This is a genomic window from Acinetobacter sp. YH01004, assembly GCF_013420455.1.
Classification (GTDB): domain Bacteria; phylum Pseudomonadota; class Gammaproteobacteria; order Pseudomonadales; family Moraxellaceae; genus Acinetobacter; species Acinetobacter towneri.
On record NZ_VOXZ01000006.1, the window covers coordinates 54,633 to 72,027 of the forward strand.

Annotated in this window: 15 protein-coding genes; 9 read left to right on the forward strand and 6 right to left on the reverse strand. The window is 40.0% G+C overall.

Features of this window, described 5'->3' with window-relative positions; translation table 11 throughout:
* The first annotated feature begins 469 nt into the window (after positions 1-469).
* The 5 genes from FTT71_RS06040 to rapA all read left to right on the forward strand — a co-directional run bounded on the left by FTT71_RS06040 (position 470) and on the right by rapA (position 7,585).
* On the forward strand, positions 470-859 hold the full coding sequence (locus tag FTT71_RS06040) for an Mpo1-like protein (protein ID WP_373682974.1): 390 nt from the start codon (positions 470-472) through the stop codon (positions 857-859).
* A gap of 642 nt (positions 860-1,501) precedes the next feature.
* Complete coding sequence (gene thiE / locus FTT71_RS06045; protein WP_096900945.1) at positions 1,502-2,122, forward strand: thiamine phosphate synthase; 621 nt, start codon at positions 1,502-1,504, stop codon at positions 2,120-2,122.
* Between the two features lie 46 nt (positions 2,123-2,168).
* Positions 2,169-3,470: a glutamate-1-semialdehyde 2,1-aminomutase gene (gene hemL / locus FTT71_RS06050; protein WP_131260835.1), complete on the forward strand. Its 1,302-nt coding sequence runs from the start codon at positions 2,169-2,171 to the stop codon at positions 3,468-3,470.
* Between the two features lie 486 nt (positions 3,471-3,956).
* Positions 3,957-4,601, forward strand: coding sequence for an RluA family pseudouridine synthase (locus FTT71_RS06055; RefSeq protein ID WP_004973024.1), 645 nt, complete (start codon positions 3,957-3,959; stop codon positions 4,599-4,601).
* Positions 4,602-4,747: 146 nt separating this feature from the next.
* Entirely contained in the window at positions 4,748-7,585 is a 2,838-nt protein-coding gene (rapA, locus tag FTT71_RS06060) for an RNA polymerase-associated protein RapA (protein ID WP_180160801.1), read from the forward strand.
* A gap of 219 nt (positions 7,586-7,804) precedes the next feature.
* On the opposite strand, the gene FTT71_RS06065 is transcribed toward rapA, so the two are convergent.
* The 3 genes from FTT71_RS06065 to fabR form a co-directional block, all read right to left on the reverse strand.
* A protein-coding gene (locus FTT71_RS06065) for an IS5 family transposase (RefSeq protein WP_180160802.1) occupies positions 7,805-8,627 on the reverse strand; the annotation gives its coding sequence in 2 pieces (ribosomal slippage) (positions 7,805-8,245 and positions 8,247-8,627; 822 coding nt in all).
* A gap of 5 nt (positions 8,628-8,632) precedes the next feature.
* The gene (locus FTT71_RS06070; protein WP_154320659.1) at positions 8,633-9,001 is read right to left on the reverse strand and encodes a hypothetical protein; all 369 of its coding nucleotides are present in this window, start codon (positions 8,999-9,001) and stop codon (positions 8,633-8,635) included.
* 199 nt (positions 9,002-9,200) lie between these two features.
* A complete protein-coding gene (fabR, locus tag FTT71_RS06075; protein WP_171501104.1) occupies positions 9,201-9,881 on the reverse strand; it encodes an HTH-type transcriptional repressor FabR in 681 nt (226 codons plus the stop codon).
* A gap of 154 nt (positions 9,882-10,035) precedes the next feature.
* Here fabR and FTT71_RS06080 point away from each other — a divergent pair, with 154 nt between their 5' ends.
* Complete coding sequence (locus FTT71_RS06080; RefSeq protein ID WP_180160803.1) at positions 10,036-11,106, forward strand: ferredoxin reductase; 1,071 nt, start codon at positions 10,036-10,038, stop codon at positions 11,104-11,106.
* A 13-nt stretch (positions 11,107-11,119) separates the two neighbouring features.
* The gene (locus tag FTT71_RS06085) at positions 11,120-12,214 is read left to right on the forward strand and encodes an acyl-CoA desaturase (protein WP_096900933.1); all 1,095 of its coding nucleotides are present in this window, start codon (positions 11,120-11,122) and stop codon (positions 12,212-12,214) included.
* Between the two features lie 292 nt (positions 12,215-12,506).
* Here FTT71_RS06085 and FTT71_RS06090 read toward each other — a convergent pair whose 3' ends face one another.
* Both FTT71_RS06090 and FTT71_RS06095 read right to left on the reverse strand, forming a co-directional pair.
* Positions 12,507-13,154: an HAD-IB family phosphatase gene (locus tag FTT71_RS06090; protein ID WP_154320662.1), complete on the reverse strand. Its 648-nt coding sequence runs from the start codon at positions 13,152-13,154 to the stop codon at positions 12,507-12,509.
* Positions 13,121-14,326: a DUF1615 family protein gene (locus tag FTT71_RS06095; protein ID WP_154320663.1), complete on the reverse strand. Its 1,206-nt coding sequence runs from the start codon at positions 14,324-14,326 to the stop codon at positions 13,121-13,123. The genes FTT71_RS06090 and FTT71_RS06095 overlap by 34 nt, the downstream gene beginning before the upstream one ends.
* 83 nt (positions 14,327-14,409) lie before the next feature.
* Between FTT71_RS06095 and dusB the strand changes: the two genes are divergently transcribed.
* Positions 14,410-15,435, forward strand: a complete 1,026-nt coding sequence (dusB, locus tag FTT71_RS06100) for a tRNA dihydrouridine synthase DusB (protein WP_154320664.1) — start codon at positions 14,410-14,412, stop codon at positions 15,433-15,435.
* A gap of 84 nt (positions 15,436-15,519) precedes the next feature.
* Here dusB and FTT71_RS06105 read toward each other — a convergent pair whose 3' ends face one another.
* Positions 15,520-16,566, reverse strand: coding sequence for a nitronate monooxygenase family protein (locus tag FTT71_RS06105; protein WP_154320665.1), 1,047 nt, complete (start codon positions 16,564-16,566; stop codon positions 15,520-15,522).
* A 159-nt stretch (positions 16,567-16,725) separates the two neighbouring features.
* On the opposite strand from FTT71_RS06105, the gene FTT71_RS06110 reads away from it, so the two are divergent.
* Positions 16,726-17,241 (forward strand): hypothetical protein, encoded by a 516-nt coding sequence (locus tag FTT71_RS06110; protein WP_131260826.1) that lies wholly within the window; start codon positions 16,726-16,728, stop codon positions 17,239-17,241.
* Positions 17,242-17,395 lie beyond the last annotated feature (154 nt).

Sequence of the window (17,395 nt, forward strand, 5' to 3'; positions counted from 1 at the left end):
AAGCAGCGGCAAACAAATTGGTATTATAAATTTGTGAAAATTGCAGAACTAAGGTTTTGCAAAAGTGCGTTTGATTGTAACTAAAATATGCCAAGAAGTAAGGCTTGACCTTGGCTTTTTTAGGGTCTGTTGGCATTTCCTAAATGGCTTGCGCTGTAGGCTAAAACTGAGCAGATCAGGCATGAAACGTAGGGTATAGCGAGACTATTGCCAAGTTTCATAACGCAATCTGAGAAAGTTTTAGCCACAGCCTTTCAGGACAAGCATATTTTTTGCTGCTATTGCGTTATGAGTCAGTTATTTAGAATGACTAAATTTCCTGTCTCATGCCTTATATCAGCTGAAAAATATGCGTTGTCGCAAACATAGACGAAGTGTCAACAGACCCTTGAGTTTGGTTTTTTTTTGGCTTAGTTTAAAGTGTCGTTGAGCGTAGCAAAAATAATTCAAACCTATAAACATCAGGATGATGAACATGAACGCAGCATTAAACCCCGAATTTGAGCCGACACCAGATCCCAAGTTTGAATTGCCAATTCAGGATTATTCAACATTTTATCGCTTTTATTTAACTGAACACCGCAACATTATGAGCCGTCGTTTGCACGTTGTTGGCAGTAGTATCGGTTTATATTGTGTGAGTAAAGCCATACGCCATAAAAAAGCCAAATATGTACTCTATGGTTTGCTGGCAGGCTATGCTTGTGCATGGGTCGGGCACTTTGTTTTTGAAAAAAATAAACCTGCCAGTTTTAAACAGCCTGTGTATAGTTTTATTTCAGACTGGCGGATGTTTGCCGATGTTTTGCGTGGTCATTTAAGTTTGCAAGATCGTGCTAAAGATAAAATTCCAAGTTGAATTGAGCGCTTAGTTATACCGTTTAGGCAAAAACTAGACGATATGTGATTATTTTCATAAAAAATGTACAAATAAAATTAATTTTTTGTTGAAATGATAGAGTGAATATTCTAATAATGTGTCATCAAATTTATTGATAAAAGTTTGTGACTTTCCAAGCCTAGAGTGACCTTTCTCTAGGCTTTTTTTATGTGAAAAATTATATTCAGAATGGTGTTAAATCAGAAATCATTCATCTTTAAGCAAGGATATAGAGCAAGCAGGTTACTGATAGAGCGGCATGAAAAAATATAGACACATGATCATTTGTCGCATCCCCACATGCGCTCTGGCACAAATGATCATGTGTCTAAATGGGCGACCTAAATATGTCGTTATTCGCTGTAGTCACCCGTATGGATTTTAAAATCCATATCTTATTGAACTGGTTGCAGTTCTTGTTTTGCGCAGTTCAATTAAAGCTAAATCTATCTTTTAGCGCTATCACTAGAATTTGGTATTTTTAAGTTTTTGACTCAATAAAACCCAAACAAAATAGAAGCTTATAGAGCCTATATAAAAAAACTTGTTGAGCCTGAGGTTCTGACACATGCCGCCTGAATGTGTAATAATACAGACCTTGTATTATTTGTGGCTGAGATTATGCGCGGTTTATATTTGATTACCAATGATGATCCTATCGAACTGCTTTTGGCAAAATTAGAAGGGGCGATGGCAACTTATGAAGTCGCGGTGTTGCAATATCGCCGTAAAAATGTGCCTCAAGCTCAGCAGGCATACGAAATTGAATATATGAAATCGATGTGTGATCAATACAAAGTGCCATTTGTGATTAATGATGATCTTGAAACTGCAGTGAAATATGGTGTTGGCGTACATTTGGGTCAAGAAGATGGCTCTATTGTTGAAGCGGTTGCACGTTTACCACAAGATGTATTGATTGGTCGCAGTTGTAATAACTCGATTGAATTGGCAGAGCAAGCCATTGCCGATGGTGCAAACTACGTGGCTTTTGGTGCAGTCTATGCAACTGAAACTAAACCTGAGGCAAGTACACTTACATTAGACACGCTCACACTGGCGAAGCAACAACTCAATGTGCCAATTTGCGCGATTGGTGGTTTAACTGTTGAAAACAGTCAGCCTGTCATTGAAGCAGGTGCAGATTTATGTGCAGTGATTAGTGATATATTAAGACGTCCGATGCATACTGTTGCACAGCGTGTTTATGATTGGTCTGCACTTTTCAAAGCAGACACTTAAAGCAGACAGCTAATTTTTTATTTTATTTTTTGAGTTGAGTGCCTCCATGAGCTTATCTCCAAAGCAAGAACAATTGTTTAAACAAGCCAATAAGCATATTCCAGGTGGTGTCAATTCACCTGTACGCGCATTTAACGGGGTAGGCGGAACCCCTGTATTTATTGAAAAAGCCAAAGGTGCTTATTTGTACGATGTCGATGGCAAACGCTATGTCGACTATGTAGGTTCTTGGGGACCAATGATTTTAGGTCATGCCCATCCTGCTATTATTCAGGCGGTGCAAGCTGCAGCTGAAGATGGTTTGAGTTTTGGTGCGCCAACGGTGCATGAAACGACTTTGGCCGATATTATTTGCGAAATTATGCCTTCAATTGAGTTGGTTCGCATGACCAACTCAGGTACAGAAGCCACCATGACCGCAATTCGTTTGGCGCGTGGTTATACAGGTCGTGACAAAATCGTCAAATTTGAAGGTTGCTATCATGGACACTCAGATTCGCTGTTGGTCAAAGCAGGCTCAGGACTTTTAACCAGTGGTGAAGGTGAAGCAACTTCTGCGGGTGTTCCTGCCGATTTTGCCAAACACACGTTGACTTTGCCCTATAACGATATCGCCACTTTAAAAGAATGTTTTGCAAAGTTTGGTGCTGAAATTGCGGGGGTGATTGTTGAACCTGTTGCGGGCAACATGAACTTGGTTAAACCGATTGATGGTTTCTTGCAAGCGATTCGTGATGTCTGTGATGAACACGGTGCAGTTTTTATCATTGATGAAGTGATGACTGGTTTCCGTGTTAGCTTGGGCGGTGCTCAGGCACATTATAATGTTAAACCAGACTTGACCACACTCGGTAAAATTATTGGTGCAGGCTTACCAGTAGGTGCATTTGGTGGTAAACGCGAAATCATGGAGTGTATTGCACCATTAGGTAAAGTGTATCAAGCAGGTACTTTGTCGGGTAACCCATTAGCGATGCGTGCAGGCATTGAAATGTTTAAACATTTACGTGCCGAAGGTTTTTATGAAAACTTAACTGCGCAATTGGAAAAATTATTGGCAGGCTTACAAGCTGCGGCAGATGAAGCAGGTATCCCATTCAAGACGCAACAAGTCGGTGCGATGTTTGGTTTGTATTTTACTGACCAAGATGACATCACCAGTTTTGATTCTATGCTGAATTGCGATGTCGATGCTTTCCGTAAATTCTTCCACGGAATGTTGCAACGTGGTGTGAACTTGGCGCCATCTGCTTTTGAAGCAGGCTTTATTTCATCTGCGCATAGTGATGAAGATATTGCCTACACCATTCAAGCTGCAAAAGAAACATTTGCGGAAATGAAGGCGTAATTTGACCTCTGCTTAATACTGTCCTAAAAGGCATAGATATCTCCAAAATATCTATGCTTTAGGTTAAATTGAAGACATACTCTTCAATTTAATATCAAAGGCTTAGATCAGCGTCTTGTTAAACACTAAAATAGCCTGGTCAAACTAAATATGAATCCTATTACTTCATTTGCTCCCGCCATCAAAGATATAGCTTCAGAACGGCTTTGTTGTGCAACTATCTTGCACTATGATTTCATTGTATTTTTCTATCCAAATTTTAAAAACCTTTAAAACAGTATCTTAAAAAATATTTATGCAACAAAGCCTCCTGCATGCTATAAAACCCACATTTCTAAAAGCAGGCTGATTTAAAATTCAGCAGATTGTCTGATTCAGGAATGTAAATCGGAAAATTCATCGGGAATTGATGTATTTTGCATTGTAATTCTGTGTCAGGCTTTTTATTATTGCCGCCTTGTTTTCACGATCGGCCCGGAATTGAAATTGAGTAATTTTCTAAGCGAACACCTGATTCATCGTGACGATGAGTTTATGGTGATACATAAACCCGCTGGCATACTCACCGTTCCAGGTAAAACAGCAGATTTGCAAGATTGTGTGATGAGTCGTCTAGTTAAAATTGAGCCGCGCACTTTGCTGATTCATCGCTTAGATCGTGATACTTCGGGTATTTTGGTATTTGCACTCACGAAATGGGCGCAAAAACAAATTTCGCGTCAGTTTCAAGAACGCCAAACCGATAAAACCTATCAGGCATTGGTGGCAGGGCAACTGCAAGGTGAAGGCACTGTAGATGTGCCTGTGGTCTATGATCCTGCACATCCTCCATTACACATTGCCGATGCAACCCATAACAAACCTGCGTTAACGCATTGGCGTGCATTGGAGCAATTTGAATTGCAGGGGCAAATTGTGACTCGTGTGCAACTGACGCCGATTACAGGTCGTTCGCATCAACTGCGAGTACACATGCAATATTTAGGTCATCCAATTATTGGTGATACTTTGTATGCCACGCCCGAACAGCAACAACTCATGCCTCGTTTGTGTTTACATGCAGCAGAATTAAGTTTTCTGCATCCACAAACTGAGCAACGTGTACAGTTTACTTGCCCAGTCCCATTTTAAGCGAAAAAGATTACGCAAAGCCTGTGCTTTAGGCTCTCTTTTTAGTGCGCTTTATGTCAAAATATATTGCTATACGCCCTGAATTTTTGCTCAAATACTCAGCTGGTTTTGCGCAAAAATTTATACGTCCTAACTTCTAAATAAAGGTGGAAAAATTGCAGCAGTTTGCTATTGGTCAACGTTGGTTATCAGACACAGAAACGGAATTAGGACTTGGTGTTCTGATTGATGTAGATGAGCGATCGGTCAGCATTTTATTCCCTAAAAGTGATGAAACCCGTGTCTATGCACGCAATAACGCACCTTTATCGCGTATCATTTTTAATGTAAATGATGAAGTTCAAGACCAAGAAGGCAATGTGTGGACGGTTGAATCGGTCGAAGACCGTCATGGCGTATTGCGTTATAACGTGGTGCGTCGTTTGCAAGATGGCAGTGAAGAAAAAAAATCACTGAATGAAACCCGTATTGGTGCAAGTATCCAACTTTCGAAACCCTTAGACCGCTTGCTTGCCAGCCAAATTGACTATAAAGAATGGTACGACTTGCGTATAGAAGCCTTGTTGATGCAAGCCAATATGCAAAGCAGTCCACTGCGTGGCTTGGTGGGTTCGCGTGTAGGTTTGATTCCACATCAACTTTATATTGCACATGAAGTCGGTAAGCGTTTTGCGCCACGTGTATTGTTGGCAGATGAAGTTGGTTTGGGTAAAACCATCGAAGCAGGTTTAATCATCCATCAGCAACTCAAAACAGGACGTGCGGAACGTATCCTGATTTTGGTGCCTGATTCGCTGCAATATCAGTGGATGATTGAAATGCGTCGCCGTTTCAATCTGCAATTCTCTTTGTTCGATTTAACTCGCACAGCATCTATTAAAGAACACGATCCTGACCTGAATCCATTCTTGACCGAACAATGCATCATTGCTTCAGTCGATTTAATGATTGACCACGATGACTTACGCGAACAAGCCTTAGAAGCAGGTTTTGATTTGCTGGTGGTCGATGAAGCGCATCACTTAATGTGGAGCGAAGAAGAAGGTGGCAATGACCGTTATGATCTGGTCGAAGAATTAGCCGAACAAACTGCAGGGGTGTTATTACTCACAGCAACGCCTGAGCAACTGGGTGTAGAAAGCCATTTTGCACGTTTACGTTTGCTCGATCCGCAGCGTTTTAGTTCGCTAGACTGTTTCTTGGATGAAGAAGCGCAATATCAACATACGGCAAAAATTGCTGAAGTCTTAATGTCAGATGCCGCATTGGAAGAAAGCCATTTGGCTGCGCTAGAAGGCTTATTGGGACATCGCATTGAAGATAACCCTGAACAGCGTTTCCGTGCCATCCACGAATTGTTAGACCGTCATGGTACAGGGCGTATTTTGTTCCGTAATACTCGTGAAGCAATTCAAGGTTTCCCAGGCCGTGATTGTCAGCCTGCGCCATTACCTGCACCAGAAAATTGGTCTAAAGATGGCAAGTTACGTGAACAAATGTGGCCAGAAGAAGCACAGCTCGATGGCAGTTGGATGGAAACTGACCCGCGTGTAATGTGGTTAATGGAGCGTTTGCGTAGCGACTTAAAACATAAAAAAGTGCTTTTAATTGCGCGTAGCGGCCCTGTGGTAGAAGCCCTTGAAAATGCGCTGCGCCTACATGCAGGTATTCGTACTGCAATGTTCCATGAAGGCATGAGCTTGTTAGAACGTGACCAAGCGGCAGCATATTTCGCAGAAGATTCTTATGGTGCACAAATTTTATTGTGTTCCGAAATTGGTTCAGAAGGGCGTAACTTCCAGTTTGCATCAGACCTGATTTTGTTTGACTTACCTGCCAATCCCGACGTGTTAGAACAACGTATCGGTCGTTTAGACCGTATTGGTCAAGAAAACCGTATTCAAATTCATGTGCCGTATTTGGTGGGGACTGCGCAAGAGCGTATGTTCCGTTGGTATAACGAAGCACTCAATATTTTCAGCAATATTTCACCCACTGCACAAACCTTGCAGGAAAACTTTATTGTCGATTTAAAACACTGCTTACTTGCAGATTTAGGACAACAGTTTGAAGATTTACTGGAAGCAGTCAGTGTGCAGCGTGAAGCTTTGGAAGCAGAACTTCAAGCGGGTCGAGATCGTTTGTTGGAATACAACTCTTGCCGTCCTGTGGTGGCGCAGGAAATTGTACAAGCTTTAGAAGATTACGACGACAATACCACGTTGCCTATGTTTATGAAGCGCTTTATGGCATCGACCAATATTGACTTCGATGAACAAAGCAATGGCACGGTGATTATTAAACCAACTGATCAAATGCAAGTGCAAGGTTTGACCTTAGACGAAGAAGGCATGACCGCGACGTTCTATCGGGATCAGGCGCAAATTCGTGAAGATGCACAGTATTTGACCCTAGAGCATCCATTCACAGAAAGCGTGATGGAAATGATCAATACACAAGGTTTTGGTAGCACCAACGTTGCGGTATTAAAATCTGCCGCTTTGCCACAAGGTTCTGTGTTGCTCGAAGTCTGGTTCAAAGTGGATGTCATTGCACCTAAAGCCCTGAATTTGCCATCAAGCTTGCCACAGCAACTCATTCGTGTCTTATTGAGCGAAAAAGGGCAGGATTTATCGCAAAAAATTGCCCCTGAAATTTTAAAACCTTATTTACATCATTTAGATGGCAACAGTTGTCGTCAAGTGGTGAAAGCACGCCGTGACGCGATTGAAGCGCGTTATACACAGGCTTTGGAGTTGGCTAAAGCTGCATTGCCTGAATTTAAGCAACAAGCTAAAGATGTATATAGCAAAAAATGGCAATATGAAATTGACCGTTTAAGCTATTTGAAGCAATTTAACCCAAGTATTCGTGAAGATGAAATTACACGTTTACAGAAATTGCAAAAAGAAGGTGTTGCATTATTAGATGGTTTGTCGGTCACGCCTGAAGCAATTCAGGTGATGGTGGTGGTAAAGCCATAACCGATTGATTTTAAATCTGAATATGTTGTATCTATGTTGAAGCGCCTTCGGGCGCTTTGTTTTTGAGATTTTATTGAATTATTTTGCCGTTTAGTTATTTAGTCAGCGTTGTTATTGCCTATTAGAAAATATGTGTTAAGCAAATATTCAACTTCTGCCTCAAAATTGTCATCGGGTTGCATCATATAAAATAAATCACTAGACCTCTTGCGAAAGTCGTTATTGCAAGTTAATTCGGTTTACCAGTGCAGCGATTAAGTTAATGCGTAAACCGAATCTTTTCCGTCTATTTCGATAGCGTTCACTTAATATTCTAAATGTTTTCAATTGACTATTGATGTGTTCGATCACAACTCGTATTTTTTCAAGCATTTTATTGTACTTTTTCTCAGCATCAAATAAAGGTAAATTCTTCTTTTTCTTGATTGGCATCAATAACTTAAACCCCTCTTGTTCTAATCCATAGTACCCTAAATCCGTCAGAACATATTCACAATGTTTAAACTTCTTAACCGTTTTTCTTGCCAGTTTAATATCATGCTGACTGCCATTTGATACATCGATCCCTATGATTTGTTTGCTCTGCGGATGATAGATCACTTGGGTTTTTAGTGTATGTTTCTTCTTTTTACCACTGTAGAACTTACTCTGGTTTTTTTTTCGGGCGTTCTATTGAACATTCTGTCGCATCAATAATGACCCAGTTAAAGTGTTCGTCTGCTGTGGTAATACTTCGTTTTGGCAGAGTATAACATCTCGATTTCATCAAAGCATCTTCAACCTTTTTAATGGTTCGATTCACATTACTTTCAGCGATATGGTAGTATGCTGCCAATTCTAGTTGAGTGCTGTAGTTGCGTAAGTAATTGAGCGTTAATAACAATTGATCCTCTATAGCTAAAGTATGAGGACGACCTGATTTCTTTTTAAGTGATTCTGCTTTTTCTAAAACATCGACCATTTCAGTAAAAACTGGTCGAGGTACACCAACCAAGCGCTTAAATTCAGAATCTGAAAAACGGTTTAATTTCTCATATCTCATGAAATCTATATTGAAGCATTTTTTACTTTCGCAAGAGGTCTACTAAATGACTTAAATTGAGGATGTGTCTGTAACAACATGATTCTCACCTCATAAAAACGCTGTTTACCACGCTGCAGATAGGCATGTTGCAGTTTTTCGAGTGAAACATTGTCGGTAGGGTGTTTGAGCGCAATTCCACCGCAGTGTGGCAGAATTTCAGTTAAACTTTCTAAAATAAAATCTGCCTCAAGACCTTCGGCAACAATTAGTTCAGGTTGATATTTTTGACTGAGCGCGACAATGTGCTGCTGTATAGTGGCGGCATCCTGTGATAAATCGAGTGTAATCTTGCGTTGTGGTTCAGTCTGAGCCGTATCATCAAGAAATAGCATATTGATTTGCCTTTGCTTTGTTGTTATTAATCCTTAGATTATAAAAACTCAGCATCACTTGTCGAATTTCAGCGTCATAAAATGACGTGCTGATTTTCAGTACACAGAAACTATATAAGCAAAGTGGTTGCATCCAAAATAAAAAAAAGCAGATTTATGTGGTTAAAGCTGCTTTGATAGAGAAGGGATAAACTTGGGTTTATCGAATCTTCCCTTCATCCAAATGACGCGCACCTTCTAAAATCATACGAATCATAATCATGGTTTGTTCGGCGGTTTCTTTGCGCTCTGCAGTTGGCATATCAATGACTTTGGCACCCATATTAAACACCAGTTGCGTAATGGCTTTGGCTGCAATGTCGGGATGCGCCAATTTGCTATTATTCAAACGTTCCAAACGAATTAAATCATCCTGCAATTCTTGCTGGAAATAATTCAATTGGCGCTCAACAGCTAGCTTATAAGAGGTTGAACCCGTATAACCTTCACGTAATAGCAGACTTAAATTGCCTTCATCGGTATCTAATTGTTCAATAAATACTTCAACCGAGCTGCGAATAATACTGTTTTGTTTAGATGCTTTTAAACGTGCTTCATGCAGAATTTGACGCAACACCACACCTGCACGATCAATCAGTTCAATCGCGAGTTCATCAATATCTTTAAAATGACGATAAAAACTGTTTGGTGCGATGCCTGCTTCACGTGCAACTTCACGTAAACTTAAAGATGCGATACTTTTTTGTGGGCCAATTAAATTTAATGCTGCCTGAAATAATTCTTGTTTGGTAATGGTGGCTTTACGCCCAACCGTACGCACGACAAGAGGCTCATGAACCGTTTCAGATTCTGGAAAAGTCACATCATGGTTTGTTTTCATGGCAGGCTGAGTCATATTTTCAATAATTTATAAGCTTGGAGGCATTATAGCGGTTGCGCCAGTACTTGTGAAATGATTAGAAACAATACAGATGTATATACAAATATATATACATGTGTATAATAATTAAAATTTCATCGGGTGGTGCTGAATCATGCAGCTAACTGAAAAAAGAAAATCTCCCTTAACCAGTATTGCAACTGCAGTACTAGATCCTTATGCAGCAAATTTCTGGTTGCAAAAAATTAATCCATTATGGTCGGTGAATCAGTCACTCGGCAAAATTGTAAAAAAAGAGCAAACCGCAAAAGATGTGGTGAGTCTTACACTACAAGTCAATAAAAAGTTTCAAATGGGTGCAGCAGGTCAGCATCATCCAGTTTATGTAAACATTCAAGGTGTACGCTATGAGCGAACTTATAGTTTGACTCAGTTAGATGCACAACACGTTTTATTGACGGTAAAAAAAGTTGATCAGGGCAAAGTCAGCACATGGCTGGTTGAGCAAGCCAAAGTTGGCGATACTTTAGAGTTTGGTGCGCCTTATGGTGATATGCAATTGCCTGCACAAGCCCAGCCTTTAATTCTATTGGCAGCAGGTAGCGGTATCACACCGATGTATAGTCTGGTACAAGACATGGCAAAATCTGGTCGTCTTAGTAGCACTCCAGTGACTTTAATGTATTGGGTAAAAACCTTTGCAGATGCAGCATTTAAAGCGCAATTTGAAGCTTGGGCACAGCAATATCCAAACTTTAAATTTCAAGTGCTTTATACCCAAGAGCCGAGTTTGGCGCACAGCCGTTTAAATGCAGAACATTTAAAAGACTTAGCGCAAATTGAGCAAAGTGCAGTGTTTGCATGTGGCCCATCGGGTTTTACCACGCAAGCTGAACAATTACTTGCACAGGCTGCCTTGCTAAAAACAGAAGCTTTTAGCATGACGCCTGTTTTAAGTGACGATGTTGGTTTGGTACAAGTTACACTGACTCAATCGAAAAAGATTGTCACTATTCCAAAAGGCAAGTCCATTTTAGAAAGTCTGGAACAGCAAAATATTAAACCTAAATACGGCTGTCGTATGGGAATTTGCCATAAATGCGTATGCAACAAGGCTGAAGGTTCAACTAAAAACTTGGTCGATGGTGTTCAAAACAGCGAACCGAATAACCAATTGAAAATCTGCGTCAATTCAGCACAAACCGATTTAATTATTGATTTATAAGCGAGTTCCGATTATGAATATGCCAGTAAAAATAGAATATTTCCGCAATCCTAAAAACCGTGAACTCACTCAATTTGAATTAGATGAGCTTGCACGTGAATTAGACGCCATTAAACAAGAAGTTTTGGATGATATTGGCGAAAAAGATGCTAAATACATCCGCCGTGTTTATTCAACCATTCGTTATAGCTCAATGGCAGGTCGTGCCTTATTGTTCGCAGGATGGTTCCCGCCAGCATGGGTTTTGGGTACAGGCTTGTTAGGCTTTGCCAAAATTATGGAAAACATGGAATTAGGTCATAATGTCATGCATGGTCAGTATGACTGGATGAATGATCCTAAATTCAATGGTGCAAGTTATGAATGGGATACGGTAGGTACTTCAGACAACTGGCGTCAAACCCATAACTTTAAACACCATACTTATACCAATATTAAAGGTATGGATGATGATATTGGCTATGGTTTGGTGCGTTTGTTCCCAGAACAGCGCTGGAGATCAGGCTATTTATTGCAACCTTTATACAGTATTCCTTTCTGCTTACTGTTCCAATGGGGTGTTGCCATTCAGAATTTAGAAATTGGTAAAATTTTGAATGGCCGTAAAAGCAAAGCCCAAGCCAAAAAAGAATGGCAACCTATGCAGAAGAAAATTGGAAAACAATTGTTTAAAGATTATGTGTTCTTTCCATTGATTGCAGGCCCTTCGGCTTTACCAGTGTTTACAGGGAACTTGGTTGCGAATGGTATTCGTAATATTTGGACATTCAGCATTATTTTCTGCGGTCACTTTACGAAGGATGTAGAAGTATTTCCAAAGTCTGTGATGCAAAACGAAAGCCGTGGTCACTGGTATATGCGTCAAATTCGTGGTTCATCGAATCTTACAGGTTCTGAAGCATTCCACATTTTGACAGGACATTTAAGCCATCAAATTGAACACCATTTATATCCAGATATTCCTGCACGTCGCTATCGTAAAATGGCTCCAAAAGTACAAGCTGTGTGTGAAAAGTATGGCTTGAACTACAACAATGCGAGCTTAGTTAAACAGTACGGCAGTGTGCTTAAACGTATTGTGAAATATGCTTTTCCATTTAAGAAATAAGTGACTTACAAATGAGTTGTTTAGTACGAATAGATTAAGTGATTGATCTTGGTTTAAAACTATACTTCTATTTTGAATTAGAGGTGATGCTGTAAAGTGTCACCTTTTTTATTGCTTTAGGTGTTGTAGTCGTTATTTTTATGCAGAATCATCAGCTATTTTATTAAGAGAAAACTCTATTTTTATTTTCTATTCTGGGTATAAAAAAGTAATCACCATAGGCGGCATCCGCTACATGTAACTTAAAAAACCCACAATTCAAATTGTGGTTTTATTATATCATTCATCAAAATCAAGCCAGTTTTTTATAAGTTACAATTTCTGGCAATGAATGATCACTACCCACCATATAAGAATAAGTCGCTAAACTCAGCATGGCATCATCTTCATCACTATTACCATACGCATAAATAGCAGCATAATTTTCTAAATCATATTGTTCTAAAATCCGTATTTTCTTTTGTTCCTGACTGCAATCAGGTGTTGAATATTGCCCTGTGAATTGTAGATTTTTAATTTCTGTTTCAGTACAAAGCAAAGCGACATTTAACTGCTGACAAATATACTGTAAATAAATATCTACACTTGCAGAAACAACCACCACTTCATCTCCATTGAATTGATGCTGCTTTAATTGTTGTAATAGTTGTGGGTTAAGATCATGTATTAAATCTACTGCGTAGCGCTGTGCAAGTGCTAATATTTCAGCTGTATTTGCATCTTTAAACATAGCATTAAACAATTTAGGGCGCATGGCATGTGCAGGATAAACTTTTAAATAGTAAGCCTGAATCCAAGGCAAGATTTTAAGTCCTTGCTTAAAAATATGCCGCTTAGATAAAGCATAGAAAATAAACCCTGTAAAACTGTCTTTGCTGCACAGGGTCCCATCAAAATCAAATAGGGCTAGATTTTTATATTTTTGGCTTTTTGCATGCATGTTTTATAACGTCCATTGACTCGCGTAGCAAACCAATTGGTGTTGTAATCTCGACTCAGTTTAGGCCCTGAAATGACCACTTGCGGCATCATGGCATAAAATGGCTCTTTGCCCGTTTGCGCTTTATAGAGTTTCGTGACTGCTAAATATGTCGCAGTATCTTCAAATTTCTTTTCTTTTTCTTTTTTTAGGTCTGCACGAATTTGTCGTGGGGTGACTAAAATATTATGTTTTGAAAAAACAGCAATTAATTCACGTTCGGATTCACTCTTTGCATTACGCACGCTACCATCTTTAGTATAAAGTAGCAAATCACCATCTAAATCTAATTCTGCTTCAGTTAAATCATTTAGCATGCTTTGGAATGCGGCATTGCGGCTCGAATACATGCCAGAGTTATAATCAGCAAAGCGGTATAGCGGTTGATCGTAATCGGCAGGGTACATCATTAAACGATGAATTCCGTAATATAATCCGCCATATTGAGTGTATAGATCGCTGCGTAACTCTGCGATGTTACCGCTTTGGCGTTTATGCTCTTTGGCATAGCTAATATGTACTTGCATCGAGCCTAAAGTAGTAATTGGATTAAGTTTTTCGCCAATATTTTGTCCAAACAGTTTGGCAGCACCTGTTAGCGCAGACACGTGATAATGTTTGGCCATATAGTCAAAAATTTCACGATACAATTCATCCAGTTCACGTTCGGTTTTCACACGACGCATTTGGCTTAAATAGTTATCTTCAGGGCTTGGGTGGTTTTTCAGTACATCCTGAAAATAGCCTGCAACCGTACCACCAATGGCTTCGCCCAGTTTATCTTTAAATTTCTCATCCAAACGGTCTTGCACTTCTTTAACTGCTTTTTCACCCAGACCATAGACTTGAGGGTCGGCTACAAAGTTCGATTCCTGATCCACGACGGCAATGATGGTACACATATTTTCTTTGGTTTGTGGAATGCCCAATTGCTCTGAAATATCGTAAATATCTTTTGCCCAAGCACTACGCTCGCTGACCCGATTTGGAATGAGTTTGCGGATTTGTTCTGCTTCAAGGGTAGGCTCATTGTCCTTAGACCACCATGCGCTATCTCCACAGGCAGCCAAGCTTAATGATAAAACAAGCACGCTGAAGGGTTTCATCAAAGAAGTGAATACAGTGTCTTTCATAGATAGGGAAAACTCGTTCCAAATGGATGAGCCCAAAGGGCAGATGCAGTATACTATGCCAATCGTTAAAGTTAAGAATATATATGTATATTGGTCCCTATCAACTGTCAAATAATTTGATCGTTGCCCCGATGGCAGGTGTCACTGATAGACCCTTTCGCTCATTGTGCAAGTACTTTGGTGCAGGGCATGCGGTCAGTGAAATGATGACCTCTGACAAAACTTTGCGCATGAGTAAAAAGAGTTTGTATCGTGCCAACTTTGATGGGGAACTTGCACCAATTTCTGCACAAATTGCAGGTTCAGACCCGCATGATTTGGCCGAAGCCGCACGTTATCAAGTCGCCAATGGTGCACAAATTGTTGATATCAATATGGGCTGTCCTGCCAAAAAAGTCTGTAATAAGTTAGCAGGTTCTGCCTTGTTGCAAGATGAAGATTTGGTGGCACGTATTTTAGATACTGTCGTTGCTGCAGTTGATGTACCTGTAACCCTTAAAACCCGTTTGGGTTTTTTAAATGGTCAGGAAAATATCTTACGTGTGGCAAAGCGTGCGGAACAAGCTGGTATTGCCGCTTTAGCTTTGCATGGTCGTACCCGTGAAGATATGTATTTAAATCATGCACGTTACTCACTCATTAAAGACGTGAAAAGTATGTTGCAGATACCTGTGATTGCCAATGGTGATATAGATAGCCCTGAAAAGGCCAAATATGTCTTGGACTATACAGGCGCAGATGCGATTATGATTGGACGTGCAGCACAGGGGCGTCCGTGGATTTTTCGGGAAATTGCACATTATTTAGCAACGGGGGAGCTGCTTGCCGCACCGAGTATTGCAGAAGTTCAAAAAGTCCTATTAGGACATTTAGCTGAGCTGTATGAATTTTATGGTGAATATTCAGGTTGTCGTATTTCACGTAAACATATTGCTTGGTACACCAAAGGTTTACGTTCAAGTAATGAATTCCGTCAAAGTATGTATCAAGTAGAAAGTACTGCAGAACAATATAAAGTGGTTGAAGATTACTTTAATCAGCTACTTGCGCATGGTGAAATCATGAGTGATGTGCAGGTTGAAACCGTGAACTTGTTAGACACAAAGTAATCGCATGCAAATATATGCTTTAGCTTTTTTGGAACTAAATAAAAACTCAACTGTGATACACAGTTGAGTTTTCTGTACGTAAACTTAGCGTGCGTGAATCATTTCCAAAACCAACTGATTAATTAAATCTGCGGCTTCTAATTCACGTATCTGACTCACATTACTACCAGCCCAAAACGGAGCATAACCTTGCTCGCCTTGTATAACGGCTGCTGCATGCAACTGTTTTGCAAGATCATAGCTATACGGATAGGTAGGTACTGTTAAACGATCTGGCGTATCTACTTGTGTATGCCAATGATTAATTAAACCACGGGCAGGGCGTCCAGAAATGCTGTCGGTCATTTGAGTAATGTTTTGTTGAAATAAAGCTTGTCGATAAGCTGGATTGGCATTGGAACTTTTACATTGCACAAAAGCTGTACCCAGCTGTACCGCAGAAGCGCCCAATTTCAGCATTAACTGTGCTTGCTGACCATTCATAATGCCACCTGCTGCAACCACTGGCAGGGTACAATGTTCACGAATTAGTTGTACTAAATCGCTGGTTTTAATTGCACTATCAAAGGTTTGGTTAAAGATACCCCGATGTCCACCTGCCTCAATGCCTTGGGCGATAATGACATCAATTCCCGCTGCTTCAATGGCTTGAGCTTCGGCTAAGTTGGTTGCTGAAACCATAGTAATGATTCCTGCATCTTTTAAAGCCTGAATTTGATGCGCATGCGGAATCCCGAAGTGAAAACTGACGGCTTGTGGTTTAGTTTCTAGTACAAGATCTAAATATCCATCATGGTCTTTAAAACTTGGATAAATACAATTTAGTTGACTCGGTGCAGTTGCGCCATAGCGTTCAAAGATTGGCTGAAAATGTGCAATCCACGCTTGTGCAGCGACTTCATCTAGTGGACTTGATTCATGGCAAAAGAAATTGACCTGAAATGGAAAATCAGTCAGTTCTTGAGTGCGTAAAATTTGCTCACGTGCAGCATCTACCGTGTTTGCACCTAAACCGAGTGAGCCAAAACCACCTTGATTAGAAACCTCGGCTGCAAGTTCGGGAGTAGAAACGCCAGCCATTGGAGCAAGAAAAATAGGATGCTTTATATTCAGTTGTTCTAATAAGGTCATATTATTTACTCCATGTTTTTATCTACTTTGCCCAACTCTAGGTAGATTGGCAAATCATATCCGTCATTTCTTTATGAAATATTAAGATGAGCGATATCATTAAATTTGCAGATGCTTTCAGGCATAATAAGCCTGATGTATGAATTGATGAGTAAATTAATGAAGCCTTTCGTTTATGGTGGTTTGCTTGTGGTGTGTGGATTAAGTGCGTGTAGCAATCCACAGCAAACTCAAGTAAAAATTGATCCAAAGCAATATCAGGTTCAGGATGCGACTGCATTACAACAGCGTATAGATGCTTTAAATGTCAAATTGGCGCAAGACTTCAAACAATTTAAACAAGTCGAAAATATCGCATTTGCGCATCAATTCCCTTTAGATGTAAATAACTTACAAACTTTGAATCAGCATTTGGTCGCCAGTACTGCTTTAAAGCCGACTAAAATTGCTTATTGCGATATGATGAATGGTTATTTTGCTGAGTTATATCGCTTAGGACATAACAATCTAGATTTTCTTAAAGATGTAAAATTACCGCGTGCAGAGCAGGAAAATTTGGCTGAAAATTTTGCCAATGCAGAATCTTATTATGATTTTATTTTGAATCGTTACACCAGTTACCGCCAAGTACAACAGACCATGGGCTATGGCTGTAATTTAAAAGCGGCGTTATAGTTGCGGCAGGATTTAGGTTTACTAGGGTCTGTTGATATTTCATAAATGGCTTGCGCTGTAGGCTAAAACTGAGCAGATTAGGCATGAAACGCAGGGAATAACGGGTTTATTTTCAAGTTTTATAACGCAATCTGTGAAAGTTTTAGCCACATGA

Excerpts from the sequence above, each read along its gene's own strand:
- FTT71_RS06040 (WP_373682974.1), top strand. The coding sequence starts at position 470 with ATGAACATGAACGCAGCATTAAACCCCGAATTTGAGCCGACACCAGAT.
- thiE (WP_096900945.1), top strand. The coding sequence starts at position 1,502 with ATGCGCGGTTTATATTTGATTACCAATGATGATCCTATCGAACTGCTT.
- hemL (WP_131260835.1), top strand. The coding sequence starts at position 2,169 with ATGAGCTTATCTCCAAAGCAAGAACAATTGTTTAAACAAGCCAATAAG.
- FTT71_RS06070 (WP_154320659.1), bottom strand. The coding sequence starts at position 9,001 with ATGCTATTTCTTGATGATACGGCTCAGACTGAACCACAACGCAAGATT.
- fabR (WP_171501104.1), bottom strand. The coding sequence starts at position 9,881 with ATGAAAACAAACCATGATGTGACTTTTCCAGAATCTGAAACGGTTCAT.
- FTT71_RS06080 (WP_180160803.1), top strand. The coding sequence starts at position 10,036 with ATGCAGCTAACTGAAAAAAGAAAATCTCCCTTAACCAGTATTGCAACT.
- FTT71_RS06085 (WP_096900933.1), top strand. The coding sequence starts at position 11,120 with ATGAATATGCCAGTAAAAATAGAATATTTCCGCAATCCTAAAAACCGT.
- FTT71_RS06090 (WP_154320662.1), bottom strand. The coding sequence starts at position 13,154 with ATGCATGCAAAAAGCCAAAAATATAAAAATCTAGCCCTATTTGATTTT.
- FTT71_RS06095 (WP_154320663.1), bottom strand. The coding sequence starts at position 14,326 with ATGAAAGACACTGTATTCACTTCTTTGATGAAACCCTTCAGCGTGCTT.
- dusB (WP_154320664.1), top strand. The coding sequence starts at position 14,410 with ATGTATATTGGTCCCTATCAACTGTCAAATAATTTGATCGTTGCCCCG.
- FTT71_RS06105 (WP_154320665.1), bottom strand. The coding sequence starts at position 16,566 with ATGACCTTATTAGAACAACTGAATATAAAGCATCCTATTTTTCTTGCT.
- FTT71_RS06110 (WP_131260826.1), top strand. The coding sequence starts at position 16,726 with ATGAAGCCTTTCGTTTATGGTGGTTTGCTTGTGGTGTGTGGATTAAGT.